The sequence below is a fragment of the Mesorhizobium sp. L103C119B0 genome, assembly GCF_000502235.1.
Taxonomy (GTDB): domain Bacteria; phylum Pseudomonadota; class Alphaproteobacteria; order Rhizobiales; family Rhizobiaceae; genus Mesorhizobium.
The window spans coordinates 89,737-108,007 of the sequence record NZ_AYXE01000014.1 but is presented as its reverse complement, the minus strand read 5'-3'; the positions used below and the strand labels follow the sequence as shown (position 1 = coordinate 108,007).

The following is an 18,271-nucleotide window of genomic DNA, read 5'->3' as shown; positions in this document are numbered from 1 at the left end:
ATGAAAGTTCTGGTCACGGGTCATCTTGGCTATATTGGCTCTGTCCTGGCGCCGATGCTGCTGGAACGCGGTCACGAGGTTACAGGCCTTGACAGTGACATATTCCGGGCGTGCACTTTTGTCGGCGCGCTGGCCAACACGCCGACGATCGAGAAAGACATTCGCGATATCGAACCCGAAGATGTCGCTGGCTTCGATGCCGTCATCCATCTCGCCGGCCTTTCAAACGATCCGTTGGGGGATTACCGGCCGCATCTCACCGAGGAAATCAACTGCAACGCCTCGGTAAGGCTCGCCAGGATCGCCAAGGCGGCCGGCGTCCAGCGCTTCCTTTACGCGTCATCGTGCAGCAACTATGGAGCGGCCGCGGACTGCTTCCTGGCCGAAGACGCCTCGTTCAATCCCGTTACGCCCTATGGCGTATCGAAGGCGAATGTGGAGCACGCCGTCTCTCCTATGGCCGACGAAACGTTCAGTCCGACATTCCTCCGCGCATCCACCGCCTACGGCCTGTCGCCGCGCATCCGCTTCGACCTAGTGGTCAACAACCTGACGGCATGGGCCTATACGACCGGCCTCGTCTACCTCAAAAGCGATGGATCGCCATGGCGCCCAATCGTTCACGTCGAGGACATTGCACTCGCCTACATCACCGTGCTCGAAGCCGACCGGGAACTTGTCCACGACGAGGCATTCAATGTCGGGTTGACGACGGAAAATTACCAGATCCGTGAGATCGCCGCCCTGGTGCAGGCGATCGTTCCCGGAAGCCGTGTGGAGTTCGCGCCAGACGCCGGGCCGGACAAGCGATGCTATCGCGTCGACTGTTCCTACATCGGACGGCGGCTGCACGGGTTCAAACCGCAATGGACTGCACGGCGCGGTATCGAGCAACTCTACAACACCTTCCAGGCCGCAAGTCTGACGCTGGAAGACTTTGAGGGCGAGCGCTTCAAACGCATCGCCCATGTACAGAAATTGATCCGAGACGGCGAGTTGGATGGTGACCTGCGTCGCAGGCCAATGCTGGCTATGGCAGTTTGACAAATATTGTAGTTGGGGACGATGACCATGATGATTGCTGGTGCGGCGTCTGTGACCGAACAGACCTGCAGGTCTTGTGGTGGGCCTCACATGGATACGTTCTTGAAGCTCGGCAGGACGCCTCTTGCGGATCGGCTTACAACGGACGCCAACCGTGGCGAGGTGGAGCCCGTTTTTCCGCTCAATGTCGCGTTCTGCCAAGACTGCAGTCTGGTGCAAATCACCGAAACGGTGAACCCCAAGATCTTGTTTGCCGACGCCTATCCCTACTACTCGTCATTTTCGCAATCGTTGTTGGAGCACTCGCGGGAGAACGTTCTGGATCTGGTCGAGCGGCGCGGACTGACCGGCGACAGTTTCGTAATCGAACTGGCGAGCAACGACGGCTATCTCCTGAAGAACTATGTCGTGGCTGATATTCCGGTACTGGGCATTGACCCGGCCGATGGACCTGTCGCTGCGGCAAATAAGATCGGTGTTCCGACGGATCTTGCCTTTTTCACGCTCGAGCTAGCCGAAAAACTTCGTGAGCAAGGCAGACAGGCCGATGTCATTCACGCAAACAATGTGCTTGCCCATGTCGCCGACACCAATGGCTTCGTCGCCGGCGTAGCCCGGCTCCTCAAGGACGACGGCGTCGCGGTCATAGAGGCGCCGTATGTCGAGCCGATGATCGATCATTGTGAATTCGATACTATCTACCACGAACATCTGTGCTATTTCTCAGTGACGGCATTGGACAATCTGTTTCGCAGGCATGGGCTCTATCTCAATGAGATAAAGCACCTGTCAATCCATGGGGGCTCACTTCGCCTTTATGTCGAGAAGATCGAGTGCGTCGGAGCGAGCGTGAGGAATCAGCTGGCACACGAGAAATCACGCGGACTGGATGCTGTTGAATACTACCGCGATTTTTCCGCGAAAGTCGACCAGCTGAAGGTGGGCCTTCGCAGTCTGCTGCATCGTTTGAAGGCCGATGGCGCCACGATCGCAGCCTATGGGGCCGCGGCCAAGGGGGCCACCTTGATCAACACCGCCGGGATCGGACGCGATGTCCTCGATTTCGTGGTTGACCGCAACACTCACAAGCAGGGCAAATACATGCCAGGGCAGAGAATCCCCATCCGCCCGCCCGAAGCCTTGCTGGACGCTCAGCCGGACTACGTTCTCGTCCTCGCTTGGAACTTCATCGACGAGATCGTGGCGCAGCAGTCGCAATATCGCGCTCGAGGGGGCAAATTCATCGTGCCAGTACCGATCCCACGGATCATATGATCATGGGAATCCAGACCGCGCTCGGTGGCGAGTTGCGCAGCGCCGTCCCACGTCCCGCGCGCCTTCGTGGGGAATGTCCCGTGTGCGCAGGACAGCATTTGCTGCATTCAGTCTCCTTCCAGGCAGTGCCGGTTTCGTGCAACTCACTGCACGCGGACGCGAAGTCGGCCGTCGCTGCACCGACCGGTCACTTCGCCCTGGCCTTCTGCCGTAGCTGCGAACATTTCTTCAACGCAGCATTTGAAGACGATCGCATCGGATACACCCCAGATTATGAGAATTCGCTGCACTTCTCGCCACGTTTCGTAAAGTTCGTCGAAGATCTCGCGCACCGCCTATCCAGCACTTACGCGCTCGAAGGAAAACTGGTCGTTGACATTGGTTGCGGCAAAGGGGATTTCCTCAAACGCATTTGTTCGATCAGCGGCGCCAGGGGCATTGGCTTTGACAGGAGTTACGAAGACAATCGGGGCGAAAAAGTTGCCGGCGTAGAGTTCATCAACGATTGGTTCGGCGATGCATATCCGAACGTCGACCCCGACTTGGTCTCCTGCCGTCATGTTCTGGAACACATGGCCAACCCAATAGCCTTCCTGCAAGGGCTTTGCTCTCATCCTGGAGTTGGAGCCAAGTCGGTGTTCTACATCGAAGTGCCCAATGCTCTTTATACATTGCGCGACATGGGCATCTGGGATCTGATTTATGAACACGTTTCCTATTTTACACCGTATTCTTTGCGGGCAGCGATGCAGGCAGCCGGTTTCGAGGTGCTGGACGAGGGTTCATCATACGGCGATCAATACCTCTTCATAGAAGCAAGACCTCTAGCAGCTCCGACGGCTGTCGGTCTCTCAACATCCGGAACGATTGAAGCGCTGGTCCGCAGGTTCGATCGAACTTACCGCGGTAAAGTGGCATGGTGGCATCAGTACCTTACAAAAAAGGATCCGGCGCAGACCGTTGTGTGGGGTGCGGGGTCGAAAGGTATCACTTTCGTCAACGTCGTTCCCGAGGGCGCGCGCATAAGCGCGCTCGTCGACGTCAATCCGCACAAGCAAGGCCGCTTTGCTCCGGGGTCCGGCACCCCGGTGGTCGGGCCCGAGCACCTGCGTGGCAGGCCTTTACATTCGATCATCGTGATGAACCCTCTCTATCGCGACGAAGTAGCCCACTCCGCCCGCCAGCTCGGCCTTGGGTCGGAGATCATCGTGGCATGATCGAACGAGACGCCCTCTCGCACTGAAGGCCTGGCTTCTTGATACTAGCGATGTCGATCCGCTGCAGATTGATCGGCCTCGACCAGCAATGTCGTGTGTAGTCGGTGGCAAGACGCAGGAACTGGGTCCACTTGAGTGGCGTTTTGAACAGCGATCGCAAAAGTTTCAGGGAATTCAGGCCGATCAGAAAGCGGGAGCGAACAAGCTTCCCTCGGCGACTGATGGCCGCGTATGTTACGACCCCACGAAACTCAGCGCCAAACCGCTTCAGCACGGCATTGATTTGAACATCGTAACGTTCGTACGCACCAAAGCCTTGCAGGGTCTTTGTCGTTCCCACGGGCCGCGTATGGCGCACGACGACATCGTCAATTATGGCGTACCGCAGCCATGGTGTGTCAGTCAGGCGGGTCCAAAGCAAATCTATCCCTGTCTCGTAGCCCAGTCCGAACAATCCAAGCGCGGCACGGAGGCAACGTGTGCTAAACACGGGGCACATCATTTCGACCGTGTTGGTATATCGCAAGACGTATTGCCTTCCGCTGGTGAGGGTCGACGCGTACGAAAAATAACTGTCTGACGACAAGGCCGGTTGAAACAAATCAAGATTGTACGTCTTGCCGATTTCGAAAAGGCGGTTGATATCGTCTTTGGTGGTGTCGATATCATCGTCGATCAGCGCGATAAGATCGTAGTTGTCCAAGATCTCTGGGTAGCATTGGAACAAGGCATGATATCCGGCAATCTTGCGGCCGGGGAGGAAGACGTTGAGAAGATCGGTCGTTCCATGAGGAACACCAGCCTCATAGGCGGCGACCAGAAGGTCAAAACCGGTCTTGCCCGCCCCATTCACCCAGCCGGGATGCAAAGAGCCGCGTCCCGCCCGTACAATCACGAGATTCCTCAAGCCCGAGCCTTTGGGCAATCGTCGCGGGATTGGGAAGGCCGATGCACTCGTTGCCAGCTTGCGGCGATTCATTCGACCTCCGAGCGGATGGTCACCAAAATTGCTCCTTTAGCCAGTTCGATTGGAGAAGGTTTGGATGCGTTTTAGCGCACCAAGGCCGGCACCGCGCAGTTTGGTGCGCAAGGTGGGAGAAACGACCCCCACGGCCTCAAGGCACAACCGTGCGACAAGCAGTGGATTGAGGGTCCAGGCAATCAGATGAAAAAGTGTCCGACCAAACGGTACGATCCCGCGGTGCCGATAGGCAATCGCGACCAGGTGCCTTAGCCGTGTCGACAGTTCAAAGGCGTTTGCCTTGGAGCCATCCGGATTTTGCCAGGCCAGTCGATCGGAACTCGGCAGTCGAACCGAACGCATCGGATGGTCACGGCTAAACAAAACGGCCTCGGGAGCGCCCACAAACGTCCCCAGCAGAGCGATCTCGGCCAGAAGGGCGCAGTCAGACCCATAGTACGGCTCGTGCAATGTTGTTTTGACCAAGGCGTCTCGCCGCCAAAGGCCAAACATGGCCGCGTCCCAACCGTGCGCCGCAACCATCAGCCGGAAGCGGGACGCGGGCGGCGCTCTCTCCATGCCGGGCAGCACACGTTCGACATAGCCCGTCAACTGTCCGGCCTCGTCGATGCCCAGCAAGCGGGGGTAAGCAATCACATTGGTGTCGTTCTCGTCGAGTGCACGAACGCACGCCGTGAGAAAACCTCCATTCACCGTATCGTCATGCGCGCACCATTTAAAATACCTGCCGGTGCTCAGTTTGAAAGCCTGGTTGAAGTTGCCGGCGGCGCCCAGATTGCGTTCGTTGCGAAAATAACGGATGCGTCCATCCCGTCGTGCGAATTCCTTACAGATATCCGAGGTCCTGTCCGTGGAGGCGTTGTCGGTTATGACCAGCTCGAAATCGTTGAAGTCCTGATCGAGGATCGAACGGATCGCCTCTGCGAGGAAATTCTGGCCGTTATAGACGGGCAGACCTAAGGATACCTGTGGTGGAGGCATGGATTGTTCCATTTTCAGGTCGCTCCGCGCACACCGTCAGACCGAGACCACTTCCGGCCGCAAGCCCAAGGCGTCCAGGGATTGGACTACTTCGTCTCGATAAATCGGGTTCATGACGATGACGAGGTCGGGTGGATGATCAACAAGCTCTGTCGGAGCGATCACTGGGTGGCCGCTCCCCGGCGTAAATTTGCCTTGCTTGTAAGGATTAATGTCGACAGCAGCAGACACCTCCTCGCTTATGTTCAGTGTCGTCAGGAATGACACCGCCTTAGAGCCGCCGCCCCACAGCACCACGCGCCGGCCAGCGGCATGGGCAGAACGGATGCGCTCCAGCCATCGATGTTGCGAAGCCCTTACGCGCATGGGAAACGTTTCGGCCAAGCGGTGCATTTCCTCCAGGTCGCGCTCCAGCGGCAGCCTTGGCGTTGATCGACCTTTTGACGGCCTGGCGTACTGCACGATGTACTGTTTGTCGTAGACGAGTTCCAGATCGGTGACGTCGAAGCCTTCTTGCCGAAATAGTCGCGCGTGCGCACCGGCACTGAAATAAGAACAATGCTCGTAGTAGATATCCCAAAAGGCACTTTCGGCGAGCACACGTTTTGCGTCGGGGGTTTCGAAGAATATCCAGTCTTCGGTCCGCTCGCCAACCATCTCGCGGATCAGCCGCACGAATGCGGCAACCCAATTTATGTGCTCGAGCGTGTGCCGGCAAAGGACCGTATCGGATTGAAGATGCCGATACCGCGTTCCGAAGAAATCGACGATAAACTCGATGTTCTGGAAGTCTTCGTTCCGCCCCTTATCGGCGCGATACCCTGGATCGATGCCGACTCCCGTGGCCTTGCCTGACTGGCAGAGTTCTCGCAAGAATTCTCCCTTGCCGCAGCCTATCTCCAGTACCCTCTTGCCCGCTATCTCACATTTGCGAGAGATTTCATGTGCGAGTTCTTTCGCGAACTTGTTGAATGTGCTCGAAAAATGCTGCGACTCTTCGAAATTGGTCGAGTAGAGCATAACGCCTTCGTCAAAGGCCTTGTTGAATATGAAGCCACACGCTTCGCAGAATGCCAGATCAATCTGGCGACGGGGAAAGGCCTGAGCTTCCTCAGCCGTGTTCAAGAGCACGCAACTATGAACCGGGACGGATTCGACGCGATAAATTGATCGACCGACCGCCGCTGAGCAGCACGGGCACGCCGTAGCTCGAAGTGCCTGGCCGGCAGCATGCGGATTGAATGAATTCACGGCAGGGTTGCCTCGGCAAGGCTATCGGAAATGTCTCGGGCCGTACTCTCGGCCCCGAGATATGCGTTGTGTCCCATTTCGCGGGCAGACTGGACGGATTGAGCAATGCCAAGGGCGTCACATATCGCCAAATCAAACCGTTCCTCGGAGAACCGGGCTGCATTCAGGCGGCATGCGTTCGGCGCAATAGAGGTTGTGTTCGCCTCAAACAGCTCGATAGCGGTCGAAAGGGAGCCTAGTGTCTGCTTGTCGAAGAGCACGCCGGTCGGGTGATTGCTGTCGCCAAGCGGCCGAACGATGTCACGAGCCCCGCCGCGGCCGAAAGCGATCAACGGGGTACCGCACGCTTGCGCCTCGGCAAGGGCAATCCCGAAATCTTCGCATCCGGCGAAAACCATGGCGCGAGCTCTCGCGATCTTCTCGACATATTGGTGCCGCGGCAGGTATCCGGTAAAGACAATGTTAGGACCGGCGATCGATCTCAGGTGCTTTGATTGCACGTCGTCGCCCACAACAACTAGTCGGCGCGACGGCATTTTGCTGAATGCCTCAACGATGAGGTCCGTGCGCTTGTAAGGAGCGTGAAACGCAGCCGTCACATAGTAGTCGCTTTTGTCAGTGACAAATTCGAGCTCCTGGATGGCCACAGGCGGATGGACCACCCTTGCATCGCGACCGTAGATCCGCTGGATTCGCGAACGGACATAGGTCGAGTTTGCCAGCATCAGATCAGGACCATGCGCTGTGCGAACGTCCCATATCCTCAGATTGTGAAGCAGATACCGAAACGCCAGGCCCTTCGGCCCGAATCCTAGCCCACCTTGCTGCAGGTAAGAGAATTGCTCGTCCCAGGCATATCGCACCGGACTGTGGACATAGCAAAGATGGGGCTGGTCCGGCCTCGTCAGAACCCCTCTGGAAAAGGCTGCAGACGAGGAAATGACGGCATCGTACCCGGTTACATCGAATTGCTCGACCATGAATGGGCAGAGAAAGAACAGTGACCGGTAATACTTCCTCACAAACGGAAGGCGGTTCATCGGAGACACGTGGAATACGACATCTCTGAAATGTTCTTGTTTTACATCCTTCGGGAGAAAATCGAACAGCGTGAAGACTTCGGCCCGGGGGAATATCTTGCAGAGACGAGCGAGAACGCGCTCCCCGCCTCGAAAATTTGGGCACCAGTCGTGCACGACCGCGATGCGGGCATTGCGGTCGATAGCAGGCAATGGCGCCGCGGCCGTGGAACGGGTGCTACTGCCACCAAAACGTTGCGAGTCAGAAGATTTTGTCCGCCGCTCATGACGCATGTGATTGCCCCCGACCCCTTGCCATGATGCGACAGTGTGTTGCGCGTCCGATCTGCACAAGCTCCCTTTCAGGCTGAGCTGCGTCCCTGACGGAGCATGCATGCGTGCATTCCAACGGAGTAAGCCTGCTACTTCGATGTGCCTAAGAGCGGGCACCAGCGCCAACCTTATGCACAGGCTGCATCGCTGCGTTTGCCGCACTAGGATGCATCATGCGGCCTAGAGCCTGCATCTGGTTTTGTTTGCCAAAGGAAGAGCTGATCGTCGATGAAAGTGGTCGTGGCCATTGCAACGTTCGGACGTCCTGAACACGTGACCCGACTTCTTGCACAGCTTGAGAAGCAGTCCAGATTGCCGGACGCCGTCATCATCTCCGCACCGGATGCCGGACACATCCCAACCTATATGATCTCAACGTTCCCCGTCTCGATACTGCTCGGCAAGACCGGTTTGCCCGCTCAGCGAAACATCGCTCTCGACGCGGTCGTTGACCGGTTCGACATTGTCACTTTTTTCGACGACGACTTCATTCCTGAAGACACCTATCTCGCCGGCGTGTCGACGGCCTTCGAGCAGGAACCCGACTGGGCGGTCATAACAGGCAACGTGCTGAGGGATGGAGCAAGCTCGGCAGGCCTCACGTGGGATGAGGGTATGCAAGCGCTTGGAGATGCCGGCCCCGCCGCGCAAGCGCGGGGCGTGGACAAGCTGTGCGGCTATGGCTGTAACATGTCCATCAGAGCGGCATTCATAGGCAATCTGCGCTTTGACGAGCGCCTTGTCCTCTATGGGTGGCAGGAAGACGTCGATTTCACCAGCCAACTTAGAGTCAAAGGGCGGGTTGTTGGCTTGAACTCGGTCAGGGGTGTCCACCTCGGCGTGAAGAGCGGCCGCGTTAGTGGTGTTCGCTTCGGTTATTCTCAGGTAGCCAACCCGATATATCTTCTCCGCAAAGGCACAGTTCCGTTGACCTTCGCATTGCGGCTGGTGGGCAAGAATCTTCTCGCCAATCTCGCACGCAGCCTCTGGCCGGAGTCCTATGTTGATCGGCGGGGGCGCCTGCGGGGCAATCTTCTTGCCATATCACATGTGGCGAGAGGTCGAGTACAGCCAGAATATATCTTGGAAATCTAGTGCAGAGGTAGTGATGCTGGAAGAGCCAACTCGTTCGATTTACGCTTGGTTGACCGATCGCGTGGCGTGCTCACGTAAGCTGTTCAATCGATGGAGGACCATGCATTTGCTTCGTGTGGCGTTGCTGGCTGGACTTTCAGCCAGCGCAGCCGTTGGCGCTTCATCTGCCAACCCCACGGGGTATGTTCTGGGGGCACAAGACAAGATTCGCGTGAAGGTCTACGAATGGCGCGCGTCTCGGGACTCGATATTTGCATGGGATGCGCTCAATGACGTTTATACGGTCGGCCCAGATGGCTTCGTTTCCCTTCCATTGGTCGGAGAAGTCAAGGCTGCCGGCTTCACGGCCCAGGAGGTCGCGGGCTTCGTCGGCGGAAGCCTGATGCGAAGCATTGGTCTTGCAAGACCACCGGCCGCAGCGGTGGAAATCGTCCAGTTCCGACCGATTTACGTGGTGGGCAAGGTCTCGCAGTCGGGAGAGTTCGCGTATCGGCCGGGCCTGACGGTCTTGAAGGCGTTAAGTCTTGCAGGCGGACTGCGAACCCGGGAAGACAAGGACGCGAGGTACGAGCGCGAGGCGATCCAGGCCCGCGGGGATCTTGGTCTGATCAGGTTGAACGAAGTCAATCTGCTCGTACGTAAAGCGCGGCTGGAGGCGGAACTGTCTCATGCCGGCGAGTTAGCCCTCCCGCCGGAAGTGACGGCCCACATTCAAGAAAGTGCAATCGCCACGATCGTCAAGCAGGAGCGCCTGGTCTTCCAGGCGCGGAGCGAAGGCCTGGATACCCAGATCAAGGCGCTTCAAAACCTGCGAGACTTCCTTGAAAAAGAACTCATGTCTCTTGAGGAGCAGCTGGTCTTCCTGGATACGCAGATCAAGTCGATTCAAAAGGAGCTGAAAAGCGTCTCAGCGCTGGTGGACAAAGGTCTCGCAGTTGCGCCTCGCGAATTCTCGTTGGAACGGACCCTCGCGCAGGCCCAAAGTGAAAGACTTGCGGCTGAGACCAGCCTGCTGCGGGGCCGCCAGGAGATTAGCAAGACGGACATTTCCATTCTCGAACTCCAGGACGGGAGAAGAAACGAGGTGACGGTCGACTTGCGCCAAACGCAGGCTGAGCTCGATGCCCTCGCCAGCAAGACAGAGACAACACAGCAGCTGTTGTACGATTCCGAAGTCTCCGCCCCAAGCCTGGAAGCCCGCCGGGCCGATACGGAAGCGGCAGCGCCGATCTACACTATTTTCAGGCAATCCGCGGACGGTACGACAGAGAAGATGGAAGCGAGCGAGACGAGCACTGTCGAGCCCGGGGATACCATAAAAGTCGACCTACGGATGTTCTCGGATGACCCGGGTGCGTTTGGCGCAACATTAAAGGGACGCAAGCAGCCGCCTAGTATGGTACTTCGGGAAGACGCCGCCAATACTATCGCTATTCCGTAGGCCACGACAGCGGGCATTCGCGACTTGTCACGCGCGCCCCGAGGATCGAACCCGACCGACGCTTGCCGGAACGTGCTGGATTTTCGAACCGCGGTATGGCGTCAACCACGGCGCGATTGTCTTTGACGGGCAAGCGTCGACACACGAGAACGACAGCAAGTGGAATATAGAACACGATGCCTGGGTCGGGGCTGCCACTGGCCAGCGATCCAGCCACCAGTGAGGACAATGCGCATGCGCGGGCACTCGAGGCAATGGCGTCCACCTGCGGATCGACATGGCTGCTGCCCTTTAGACCCCGCATCAGCATCGCCAGTAGAACCATCATGATAACCGTACCGAACAACCCCAATTGAGATAGAAGTGCTATCGGCCAACTTGACGCTCGAGAGCTGCCCAGGCCGACTCCCAGCCCCGCCGTATCGAAGAAGGACTGCAGGCTCTTGTAGTTCCAGTAGCTGCGCTCCTGGCCGGAGGTCGAAGTGACCTTGTTGATGATGGTGGTGTCGACAAGCTGCACCACCGGATCAAGGAAGTGAGGGTAAAACAAGATGACGCCCGTAGCCAGGAGCAGCAGGGGCATGAGAAGCGTCACAAGCAGGGCTTCCCCAGATCTTAGCCGACCTGAAGCCAGGGACCTTGCGATGGATATCACGACCGGCAAGCTGACGACGGTAAGACCGACATAGGCGGTCGATGACGTCGATAGCAACAGGAGTCCGAACAATACGGCTCCCAAGCCGAGCGCAAACTTGGATCCGGTCTTGGTCCAGTAGGTGTAACTGAACGCAAGGCCTGACAGGGAGACGCCGCCGAAGGCCGAAGCTTCTGAAAACGCCCCCGCGATGCGAAAGAATCCGGCTTCTGTAACATCTGTTAACATGGAGTAGTTGGCGGTCCGGATGGGGGCGAGGATGTCGCCGAGGCCTGCGACTTTCCCCAACAGATCCAGCATGCCCATCGACACGTGCAAGATGAACCACAAGAAGTAACCGCGTTTGATGCCCGTTAACGTACCCTCGCGCTGAACCAGCACGCAGACCGCTAGAAACGTAAGCCCAGCAAGCACGAAGTATCCGGTCTGAGAAATGTTGGCCGACACCGGCGCCAATGCCGCTTCGTAGACGCCCCTGCCGGTTCGAGAAGCAACAAAGGCACTGGTCTGTCCCTCAAACAGGCGTGGGAGCAGCAGCGCGCCCAAAGTCACATAGATCATCAGCGCGCACACGATCCATGTTGCACCAATATGGCCGAAGGCTGTTCCAATTTCGCGCCATATTCCACGCCGCGCCAACGCCGTCGTGATGAGCAGTATGTTGAAAATCGTGAAGATCAGCGGAGATGATCCTCCCAGGGTGCCTATTGTACCGATTGCGGTCGCGCCGAACGCCAGCGAGGCAATAAGGGCCGTGATCATTGACCAACGCATGTAAGTCACAACTGCTAGGATTCCACAGCATATCAACAGGCCAACGACGGAGATCTGCACTCAAATCCTCCAATAACGGGCGTACGATGGGCATGCGTATGGACAAATCATCTGCTTCACACGAAGGGCCGACTCTGATCTCCTGCGCACGCTGATCAGATCGACCGTGCCAAGCCGACCTGGGGAGATCGTCGTGTTATTTGCCGTCGCCGGCGTTGCAAGCCTTTCCTTGCTGATCGGGCTGAAGTTCCGCGCGCCAGCGATCATTGTGGCTACGCTTGTGGTGATCCTCATGGGCGTCATCACCGGCAGTGTTCTCCAGCTTTCGGTTCGAACCATGATCGGCTCTACACTCTGCCTGGTTCTGGTCGCACAGGCCTTCTATCTGATCGGCCTTGCGATCGGACTGCTGCGCCACCGCACCCGGTAGCGTTGCAAGCGCGTTGGGAGCAGTTCCAGCGGGTGCCACCTAGGAAGTCTGATCAAATCGCAAAATAGCCGGGATTGTCCTTGCAAGAATTTTGAGATCGCGTGCGAATGACCATGTCTGGATATACTGCGTGTCGATCGATACACGGGAAGAATATTCGGCGAGGTTTCTGCCGCTCACCTGCCAAAGGCCGGTCAGCCCTGGGCGCGCTTTCAGATAGTCCAGCGATGCGGTTCCATAGCGTTCCAGTTCGTCGGCTACGACAGGTCGCGGACCAACGCAGCTCATGTCGCCACGCATGATATTGAACAACTGCGGCAGTTCATCCAGGCTCGATCTCCGCAGCATATGGCCAAAAAACACAACACGTGGATCGCACTTCAGCTTCTGGTTGGCCTCCCACTCTTGAGCGGCGTCAGGATTGGAACTCAAATGTCTTTCCAGCACCTCCTCGGCATTTCGAACCATGGTACGGAACTTGTAGCAGTCGAAGGGTGCTCCGTTGAACCCGATGCGGCGGTGAACGAATAGTACCGGCCCGCCCGTCGTTATTTTAATGACGAGGGGGATGAATATCATGACGGGGCTTACCAGAACGAGCGCGATTGAGGCAACCAGGAGATCCAGCAGCCGTTTTGCACGCCCCCCGATTGGTTGCAGGCGTCGGCTTGGCACATTGTCGTTGGCGATTGCCGATGAGATGTCGGTCACGGGAGTCACGGCGTTGGGGGGGTGGCTGGCGCTGACTTCTTTTGAACAGACAGTTTGTACATGCGGCCTGATGCTTGCACTGACCTTCGGCAGGGTAAACAATGCCGCCGACGCGGCTCGCGCCCCCACCGAAGGGCTCGGGATTCCAAGCTGCTGCAGGCTGTTTTCAAACATGTCCGGCATTTGTAGCGACAACTTTCTGTTTCCTTGACATATTCGCAATCGAGCATGCCGGTCAGCAAGCAACGAAAAGGTAGTAGGTGTGCGATTACGCACTTGACCCAACTTACGCCGAAGTTGCTAGAGAACGTCCCTGGTGCCCCATCCCAATATGCGCACCCGCCAGCGTTTATCCGCGATAGCGCACCGGCGACACCTGCGAGTATCGGCGCAAGCCTTGCCGCAGCCCGCTCGGCTACGCTGGCGGGTGTGAGGCGGGCCTATCGGACGGAGCGGCGGCCAGACTGTCGTTCAGGGCGAAACGAAACGGGGCGATGGCGTGCAGCCATGCCTGGCGATGTCTGTCATCGGCTTTGCAGGGCGCCTATGCATTCCATCGGCAGGATTCCAGACTGTCGTGTCAGCCGAACCAAATCGACGGGGTGCTCAATCCGAGACTGCAACGCGCCAGCGGGCGATCGTCAGCGTGGAGCCTGAGCTGCGAGCTGACGGTGACTACGCGCCGAACCTGAATGGACTTTAGTGAGGATTACGCCCAGGACGGTTGAATTGTTGTTCTTGAGGACCGCCGCTAACTCTGCGAGTTGGTCCATGGAAGTTACGCCCGACTGCGCCACAACAATCACACCATCAAGCATCGGACAGATTGAAAGCGCATCGGATCCCGACGTTAAAGGCGGCAGGTCTACAAAAATCATCTTGTAGTAAAGGCCAATTTCCTTCAGAGCCTTCTCCAGATTCTTGGCAATAATTAATTTGCCTGCTCCATTCTCGGAACCGTTCAAGCAATAATATCCAGTTTCCCGAACTAACTGGATCTTTCTTACATGCTCTTTTGCATCGACCGATTCCTGCTCAAATACATCGAAGTTCGGGGTCTGCAGCAAATCGTTGGCCAAGGCGGAGTTACTATCGGCATTAACGACCAGAGTTTGAATGCCGGATGCTGCATAGAGCGCCGCCAGATTGCTCACGACGGTGGCTTTTCCGTCTCCGGGGGACACTGAAGTGATCCCGATCCGCGGCTGGCGGGGCGCTCTAGCGATGTTGATCGATAGCTTGGCATTTTTCAAGCTGGCCGCGAAGGCGGATTGAGGCTCTCTAAGCACCTCGTCGAGACGACCGAAGCCACCTCGTTTGAAACGAACGTGAGGCAACTCTCCAATACACGCCAGACCCAGTTCCCGGCCGATTTGCTGCGCCGAGCGTACATTGCGATCAAGACTTCGTCGAGCAACGGCAAAGCCGATGCCGGCGACCAAGCCGGCGAGTCCCCCGAAGGCAAGGACCAGTTTCCTACGTGGCCAGCTTTCCACTTTAGGGCTGGTCGCGGAGGTGATTACCCTAGCGTTTGCGATTAGATATGGCTGTTGATCAACCGAATTTGTGTATGCCGCAAGCAGGCTCTCGTACATCTTGCGATAGGTATCCGCGGTAACTTCCAGCTGCTCCAGGGTGGTCTGACGTTCGCCACCAGCCACGCCATCCTGGCCGCCGACAGGCGTTTGGTTTTGATCAATACTATAGTCATGCTTTGCCCGAAACTCCTGGGTGATGCGGGTGGCCTCGTTCATCTGGTTGCCGACCTCCTGCATCCGCTTCTCCAACCAAGCGATCCCTTCTCCAGCTGCCTGCGTTGTCGTTTGAACCTGCTCGCGCACGAATGCATCGGCCGTCGCATTTGCAATACGTGCCGCCAAAGCCGGTTCCAAGGACTGGAAGGTGATATCGATCGCGTATGAGACGCCGACACGCTGCACCTCCAGACCCTCAGCAAACACCTCAACCGCGACGCGCTCGCGCTCCGATTCCGTTTGCGGAACTTCCGTTTGTCTGTCGTCTGATCCCAGGAAATTCCCCAACGCGGCGTAGCCGCCGTGGTCGCGCAGCGACGCGGCGTCAACGATGCTGGCCCAGGCCCTTCGAATCCTAGCCTCAATACCAGGCCCATGAATGTCCCTGAAGCTTGGATCGTTCATAAGTCCAAGGTCGTCTATTACCATGATCGCAATCTTCTGGGAGCGCAGAACCGCGAGCTGACTCTCGACCTGGGCGGTGTCGAGAGACAGGTTCACTTCGGCGGGCTGCTGTTGCTGAAGGCCGCGGGGAATCTTCGGCTCGATCAAGATTTGCGTTCGCGCCGAATAGATTGGATCAGAGGTGATGACATAGAACGCCGATAGCAGGAGACCGGCGACACAAAACGTGGATATGACGACAATATACTGTCTCACAAAGTAGAATACATCGTGAAGGCTGATAAATTCATGCGACATGCCAACTTCTCGCCACGACCTGTCGTTCATCGCCAGCGACCGTTGTAACATGCTTGAAATCCATATTTACGACTGGACCAATTCCAGCAATTGAGAGATAGGCTGTCGCCTCCGCTGCGAAAACCCGTTTAAATGGTGTACAATGCGCCGAGGGGTGTTGCTATCAATTTAGGTGGTGTGGGCTCATTTAATGACCTCCCCCGGTATGATAGGCATTCTAAGCCGAATCCCGAAGCGCCTGATCGAACATATCTCGATCCAGACCGGGCACTGGTGCGCCAGGCGATGCCGATATCGGCCGAACTGTCGCGCTCTCCGTCTTGTCAAGATACTGCATCAAAGCCGTCACCAGGTGATAGAATATGCTGGCAGGCGTTTCCGTGGCTAAGGCCTTACCTTTTTCATCGATCCTGTCGATCCACAGTCCAACCGGGGCCGGGTCGATATGCCAGCGAAACAAGCGTCCAACACGGGTTTCGATCTCCGGCTTCAGGTCTGGCCCGCCGGTCCCATCCAATGCGATCGCGGCCTTGATCGCCTCCGCCTGGGGCCAGCTCCTCGAGATCATGTCGAGCGGCAAAGCTGAACGCGACACGGCACCATAGGCCAGTCCGGTCGATCGATTTAGCCCATTGGCTATAGCGGAAGCATAGAGCTTTCTTGCATAGGGTATGGGATCAGTCTGCCCGCTCTTGGCCGCGAATTCGACAAGGAGCGAGGCCCATTCGAAATGGTGGCCGGGCTCAGTCCATTGCCCCTGCTCACCGGCAGCCGGCTTCCATTTGTCGTCGAAATACTCCCCGAGCGTCCAACTGTCGGCATCGAAAAAATGCATACGGAAGAGATCGACGATGCGCGCTGCATGGCGAAGATAGCTCCGCTGGCCAGTAGCCGTATGCCACGCCAAGAAGGCTTCCAGCAAATGCATGTGAGGGTTGCTGCGGCGTAGCCCCGTCCCGCTCGACGTTTCGAGGAAGCCGTTGAAACGGCCATCTTCGAGATGGGCGGCAACGAAAGCCATGGTCTCTTCGCCGAGCCTGAACGCCTCCGGGTTTTGTGCCTGGTGGGCGTAGGCCAAGGCCAGAAGAACGCAGGCATGATCGTAGGCATCCTCGCACGGATCCGCGACGGCTCCGTCGACACTAAGTGTACGTGCCCATCCGCCTCGGCGGGTTCGTCCACGCTTCATGAACTCGATGCCATGCGCGATGATCTTATCGGCAGGCCCGTCCCATCCGCGCAGCTTGGCGACTGAAAACGCATAGACCTGCCGCGCCATTGTTCGCATGCGCTTTTGCTTGGCAAGCGGCTTGCCGTCTAGCGATAATGCCTCGTAGAAGCCTCCGTGGCGTTCGTCCACCCCCACGGTCGACCAGTGCGGCAATGTCTCGTTGAAAAGCCAGTGTGCAACACGCTCGCGCCAGGCGCCCGGCAGCAGAACATGATTGTGGGAAGGCGTGAACTTGGTTTCGAGGCGGCCCCATTTCTCAAGCCGTTCGACAACCCGCCTTACATGCTGGCTTTCGGCCACAGGGGCCACGAAGGTCGCATCGGCTGTCGAGACAACGGCAACGTTCTTCAACCCGATTGCCGACAGCAACCTGCCGCGGCTGCGCAGATAGGAATTCTCGCAGTCTATGGCAACGACATCGCCGATCACCACATTTCCACTTTGGTCGGTCACGCTTGAATCCAGCAATGATTGCCAAGAGCCAAGGTCGCTCCAATTGAAGCTTGCAGGTACTAAAGCGATATTGCTGACTTTTTCCATGATGGCGTAGTCAATGGAAATCGCCGGGATTAAGGCATAGAGATCGAGCGGGAGATAAGTACCAGAGACGTTTGTCGTGGCCGCATCCAGGGCTTGTTCAGCGCCAGTCCAAATCTCGGGACGATGGCGAAGAAAGGCTTCGCGCATGGTGCTCGCGCGGTACAGAAGGATGCCGGTGTTCCAGAAAAATGAATCAGTGCCGATGTACCTCTTTGCCACCTCGAGTTCGGGTTTCTCGATGAACCGAAGCACGTTGCGAATGTCGGTTTCACCCGTGGGCGCCCCGGCCTCTATATAGCCATATCCAGCTTCAGGGCGACTTGGACGCAGGCCAAACACAACAATGCTGCTTTCGTCCGCAGCTGGCACGCCTTTCTCGATTGTCTCCCAGAATTCCAGGTTGGTGGAGATCGCATGATCAGAGGGCACGATGAGAACGATCCCATCTCCATGGCGAGCGATCGTGTGCAGTGTCGCAGTGGCGATGGCAGCGGCTGTGTTGCGTCCGACCGGTTCGAAGACGGCACTTCCACCAGAAAGGTCAATTCCGGCGAGATCAGACCAGACTCTGTCTGCGTTCCGTTCCGATGCTATCAGATGGATCGGCGTCTCGGCGTTGCAGCGGCTCTTCAGTCGCATGACGGTTTGGGTCAGCATTGACCCTTCACCAGCGAGATCATGGAACTGCTTGGGGTTGTCCTCCCGAGACAGCGGCCATAGCCGGGCACCAACTCCGCCACTCAATACAAAACAAGAAATTCGAGCAGTCATGACGCTTTCAACCGGCTCAGGCGTGACACAGATCGTCAATAGCTTCCGTTGAGAAGCGCGGCGGC

At 57.3% G+C, this 18,271-nt stretch carries 14 protein-coding genes; 6 read left to right on the top strand and 8 right to left on the bottom strand.

Annotated elements, in window-relative coordinates:
- Genes X728_RS144870 through X728_RS144880 form a run of 3 tightly spaced genes read left to right on the top strand, consistent with a single transcriptional unit; the run spans nt 1 to nt 3,536 of the window.
- Nucleotides 1–1,044, top strand: coding sequence for an SDR family oxidoreductase (locus X728_RS144870; RefSeq protein ID WP_023832418.1), 1,044 nt, complete (start codon nt 1–3; stop codon nt 1,042–1,044).
- 21 nt (nt 1,045–1,065) lie between these two features.
- Nucleotides 1,066–2,319 carry a class I SAM-dependent methyltransferase gene (locus X728_RS144875; protein ID WP_348625640.1) on the top strand — a complete coding sequence of 418 codons (1,254 nt, stop codon included), beginning with the start codon at nt 1,066–1,068 and terminating at the stop codon, nt 2,317–2,319.
- 2 nt (nt 2,320–2,321) lie between these two features.
- The gene (locus tag X728_RS144880; protein ID WP_081732466.1) at nt 2,322–3,536 is read left to right on the top strand and encodes a class I SAM-dependent methyltransferase; all 1,215 of its coding nucleotides are present in this window, start codon (nt 2,322–2,324) and stop codon (nt 3,534–3,536) included.
- On the opposite strand, the gene X728_RS1000000167935 is transcribed toward X728_RS144880, so the two are convergent.
- From X728_RS1000000167935 to X728_RS144895, 4 genes are all read right to left on the bottom strand, one after another.
- Nucleotides 3,523–4,515: a hypothetical protein gene (locus X728_RS1000000167935; RefSeq protein ID WP_023832415.1), complete on the bottom strand. Its 993-nt coding sequence runs from the start codon at nt 4,513–4,515 to the stop codon at nt 3,523–3,525. The genes X728_RS144880 and X728_RS1000000167935 overlap by 14 nt on opposite strands.
- A gap of 36 nt (nt 4,516–4,551) precedes the next feature.
- On the bottom strand, nt 4,552–5,511 hold the full coding sequence (locus X728_RS144885; protein WP_023832414.1) for a glycosyltransferase family 2 protein: 960 nt from the start codon (nt 5,509–5,511) through the stop codon (nt 4,552–4,554).
- 24 nt (nt 5,512–5,535) lie between these two features.
- Nucleotides 5,536–6,630 (bottom strand): class I SAM-dependent methyltransferase, encoded by a 1,095-nt coding sequence (locus X728_RS144890; RefSeq protein ID WP_245266198.1) that lies wholly within the window; start codon nt 6,628–6,630, stop codon nt 5,536–5,538.
- Between the two features lie 116 nt (nt 6,631–6,746).
- Nucleotides 6,747–8,063: a glycosyltransferase gene (locus tag X728_RS144895; protein WP_023832412.1), complete on the bottom strand. Its 1,317-nt coding sequence runs from the start codon at nt 8,061–8,063 to the stop codon at nt 6,747–6,749.
- A gap of 267 nt (nt 8,064–8,330) precedes the next feature.
- Between X728_RS144895 and X728_RS144900 the strand changes: the two genes are divergently transcribed.
- On the top strand, nt 8,331–9,197 hold the full coding sequence (locus X728_RS144900) for a glycosyltransferase (protein WP_023832411.1): 867 nt from the start codon (nt 8,331–8,333) through the stop codon (nt 9,195–9,197).
- Nucleotides 9,198–9,210: 13 nt separating this feature from the next.
- Complete coding sequence (locus X728_RS144905; RefSeq protein WP_023832410.1) at nt 9,211–10,638, top strand: polysaccharide biosynthesis/export family protein; 1,428 nt, start codon at nt 9,211–9,213, stop codon at nt 10,636–10,638.
- On the opposite strand, the gene X728_RS144910 is transcribed toward X728_RS144905, so the two are convergent.
- Entirely contained in the window at nt 10,628–12,055 is a 1,428-nt protein-coding gene (locus X728_RS144910) for a hypothetical protein (RefSeq protein ID WP_245266197.1), read from the bottom strand. The two genes, X728_RS144905 and X728_RS144910, sit on opposite strands and share 11 nt — an antisense overlap.
- Nucleotides 12,056–12,260: 205 nt before the next feature.
- On the opposite strand from X728_RS144910, the gene X728_RS144915 reads away from it, so the two are divergent.
- Nucleotides 12,261–12,497, top strand: coding sequence for a hypothetical protein (locus tag X728_RS144915; RefSeq protein WP_023832408.1), 237 nt, complete (start codon nt 12,261–12,263; stop codon nt 12,495–12,497).
- Nucleotides 12,498–12,536: 39 nt separating this feature from the next.
- Here X728_RS144915 and X728_RS1000000169315 read toward each other — a convergent pair whose 3' ends face one another.
- From X728_RS1000000169315 to X728_RS144925, 3 genes are all read right to left on the bottom strand, one after another.
- A complete protein-coding gene (locus X728_RS1000000169315) occupies nt 12,537–13,403 on the bottom strand; it encodes a sugar transferase (RefSeq protein ID WP_081732458.1) in 867 nt (288 codons plus the stop codon).
- A gap of 446 nt (nt 13,404–13,849) precedes the next feature.
- Entirely contained in the window at nt 13,850–15,664 is a 1,815-nt protein-coding gene (locus X728_RS144920) for a GNVR domain-containing protein (RefSeq protein WP_196815098.1), read from the bottom strand.
- Nucleotides 15,665–15,881: 217 nt separating this feature from the next.
- A complete protein-coding gene (locus X728_RS144925) occupies nt 15,882–18,206 on the bottom strand; it encodes an AGE family epimerase/isomerase (RefSeq protein WP_023832405.1) in 2,325 nt (774 codons plus the stop codon).
- Nucleotides 18,207–18,271: the final 65 nt, after the last annotated feature.

Bases quoted from the DNA above. Each gene is read 5' to 3' on its own strand.
- X728_RS144895 (WP_023832412.1), bottom strand. From the start codon at position 8,063: ATGCGTCATGAGCGGCGGACAAAATCTTCTGACTCGCAACGTTTTGGT.
- X728_RS1000000167935 (WP_023832415.1), bottom strand. From the start codon at position 4,515: ATGAATCGCCGCAAGCTGGCAACGAGTGCATCGGCCTTCCCAATCCCG.
- X728_RS144870 (WP_023832418.1), top strand. From the start codon at position 1: ATGAAAGTTCTGGTCACGGGTCATCTTGGCTATATTGGCTCTGTCCTG.
- X728_RS144900 (WP_023832411.1), top strand. From the start codon at position 8,331: ATGAAAGTGGTCGTGGCCATTGCAACGTTCGGACGTCCTGAACACGTG.
- X728_RS144910 (WP_245266197.1), bottom strand. From the start codon at position 12,055: ATGATCACGGCCCTTATTGCCTCGCTGGCGTTCGGCGCGACCGCAATC.
- X728_RS144885 (WP_023832414.1), bottom strand. From the start codon at position 5,511: ATGGAACAATCCATGCCTCCACCACAGGTATCCTTAGGTCTGCCCGTC.
- X728_RS144880 (WP_081732466.1), top strand. From the start codon at position 2,322: ATGGGAATCCAGACCGCGCTCGGTGGCGAGTTGCGCAGCGCCGTCCCA.
- X728_RS144875 (WP_348625640.1), top strand. From the start codon at position 1,066: ATGACCATGATGATTGCTGGTGCGGCGTCTGTGACCGAACAGACCTGC.
- X728_RS144925 (WP_023832405.1), bottom strand. From the start codon at position 18,206: ATGACTGCTCGAATTTCTTGTTTTGTATTGAGTGGCGGAGTTGGTGCC.
- X728_RS144905 (WP_023832410.1), top strand. From the start codon at position 9,211: ATGCTGGAAGAGCCAACTCGTTCGATTTACGCTTGGTTGACCGATCGC.
- X728_RS144920 (WP_196815098.1), bottom strand. From the start codon at position 15,664: ATGTCGCATGAATTTATCAGCCTTCACGATGTATTCTACTTTGTGAGA.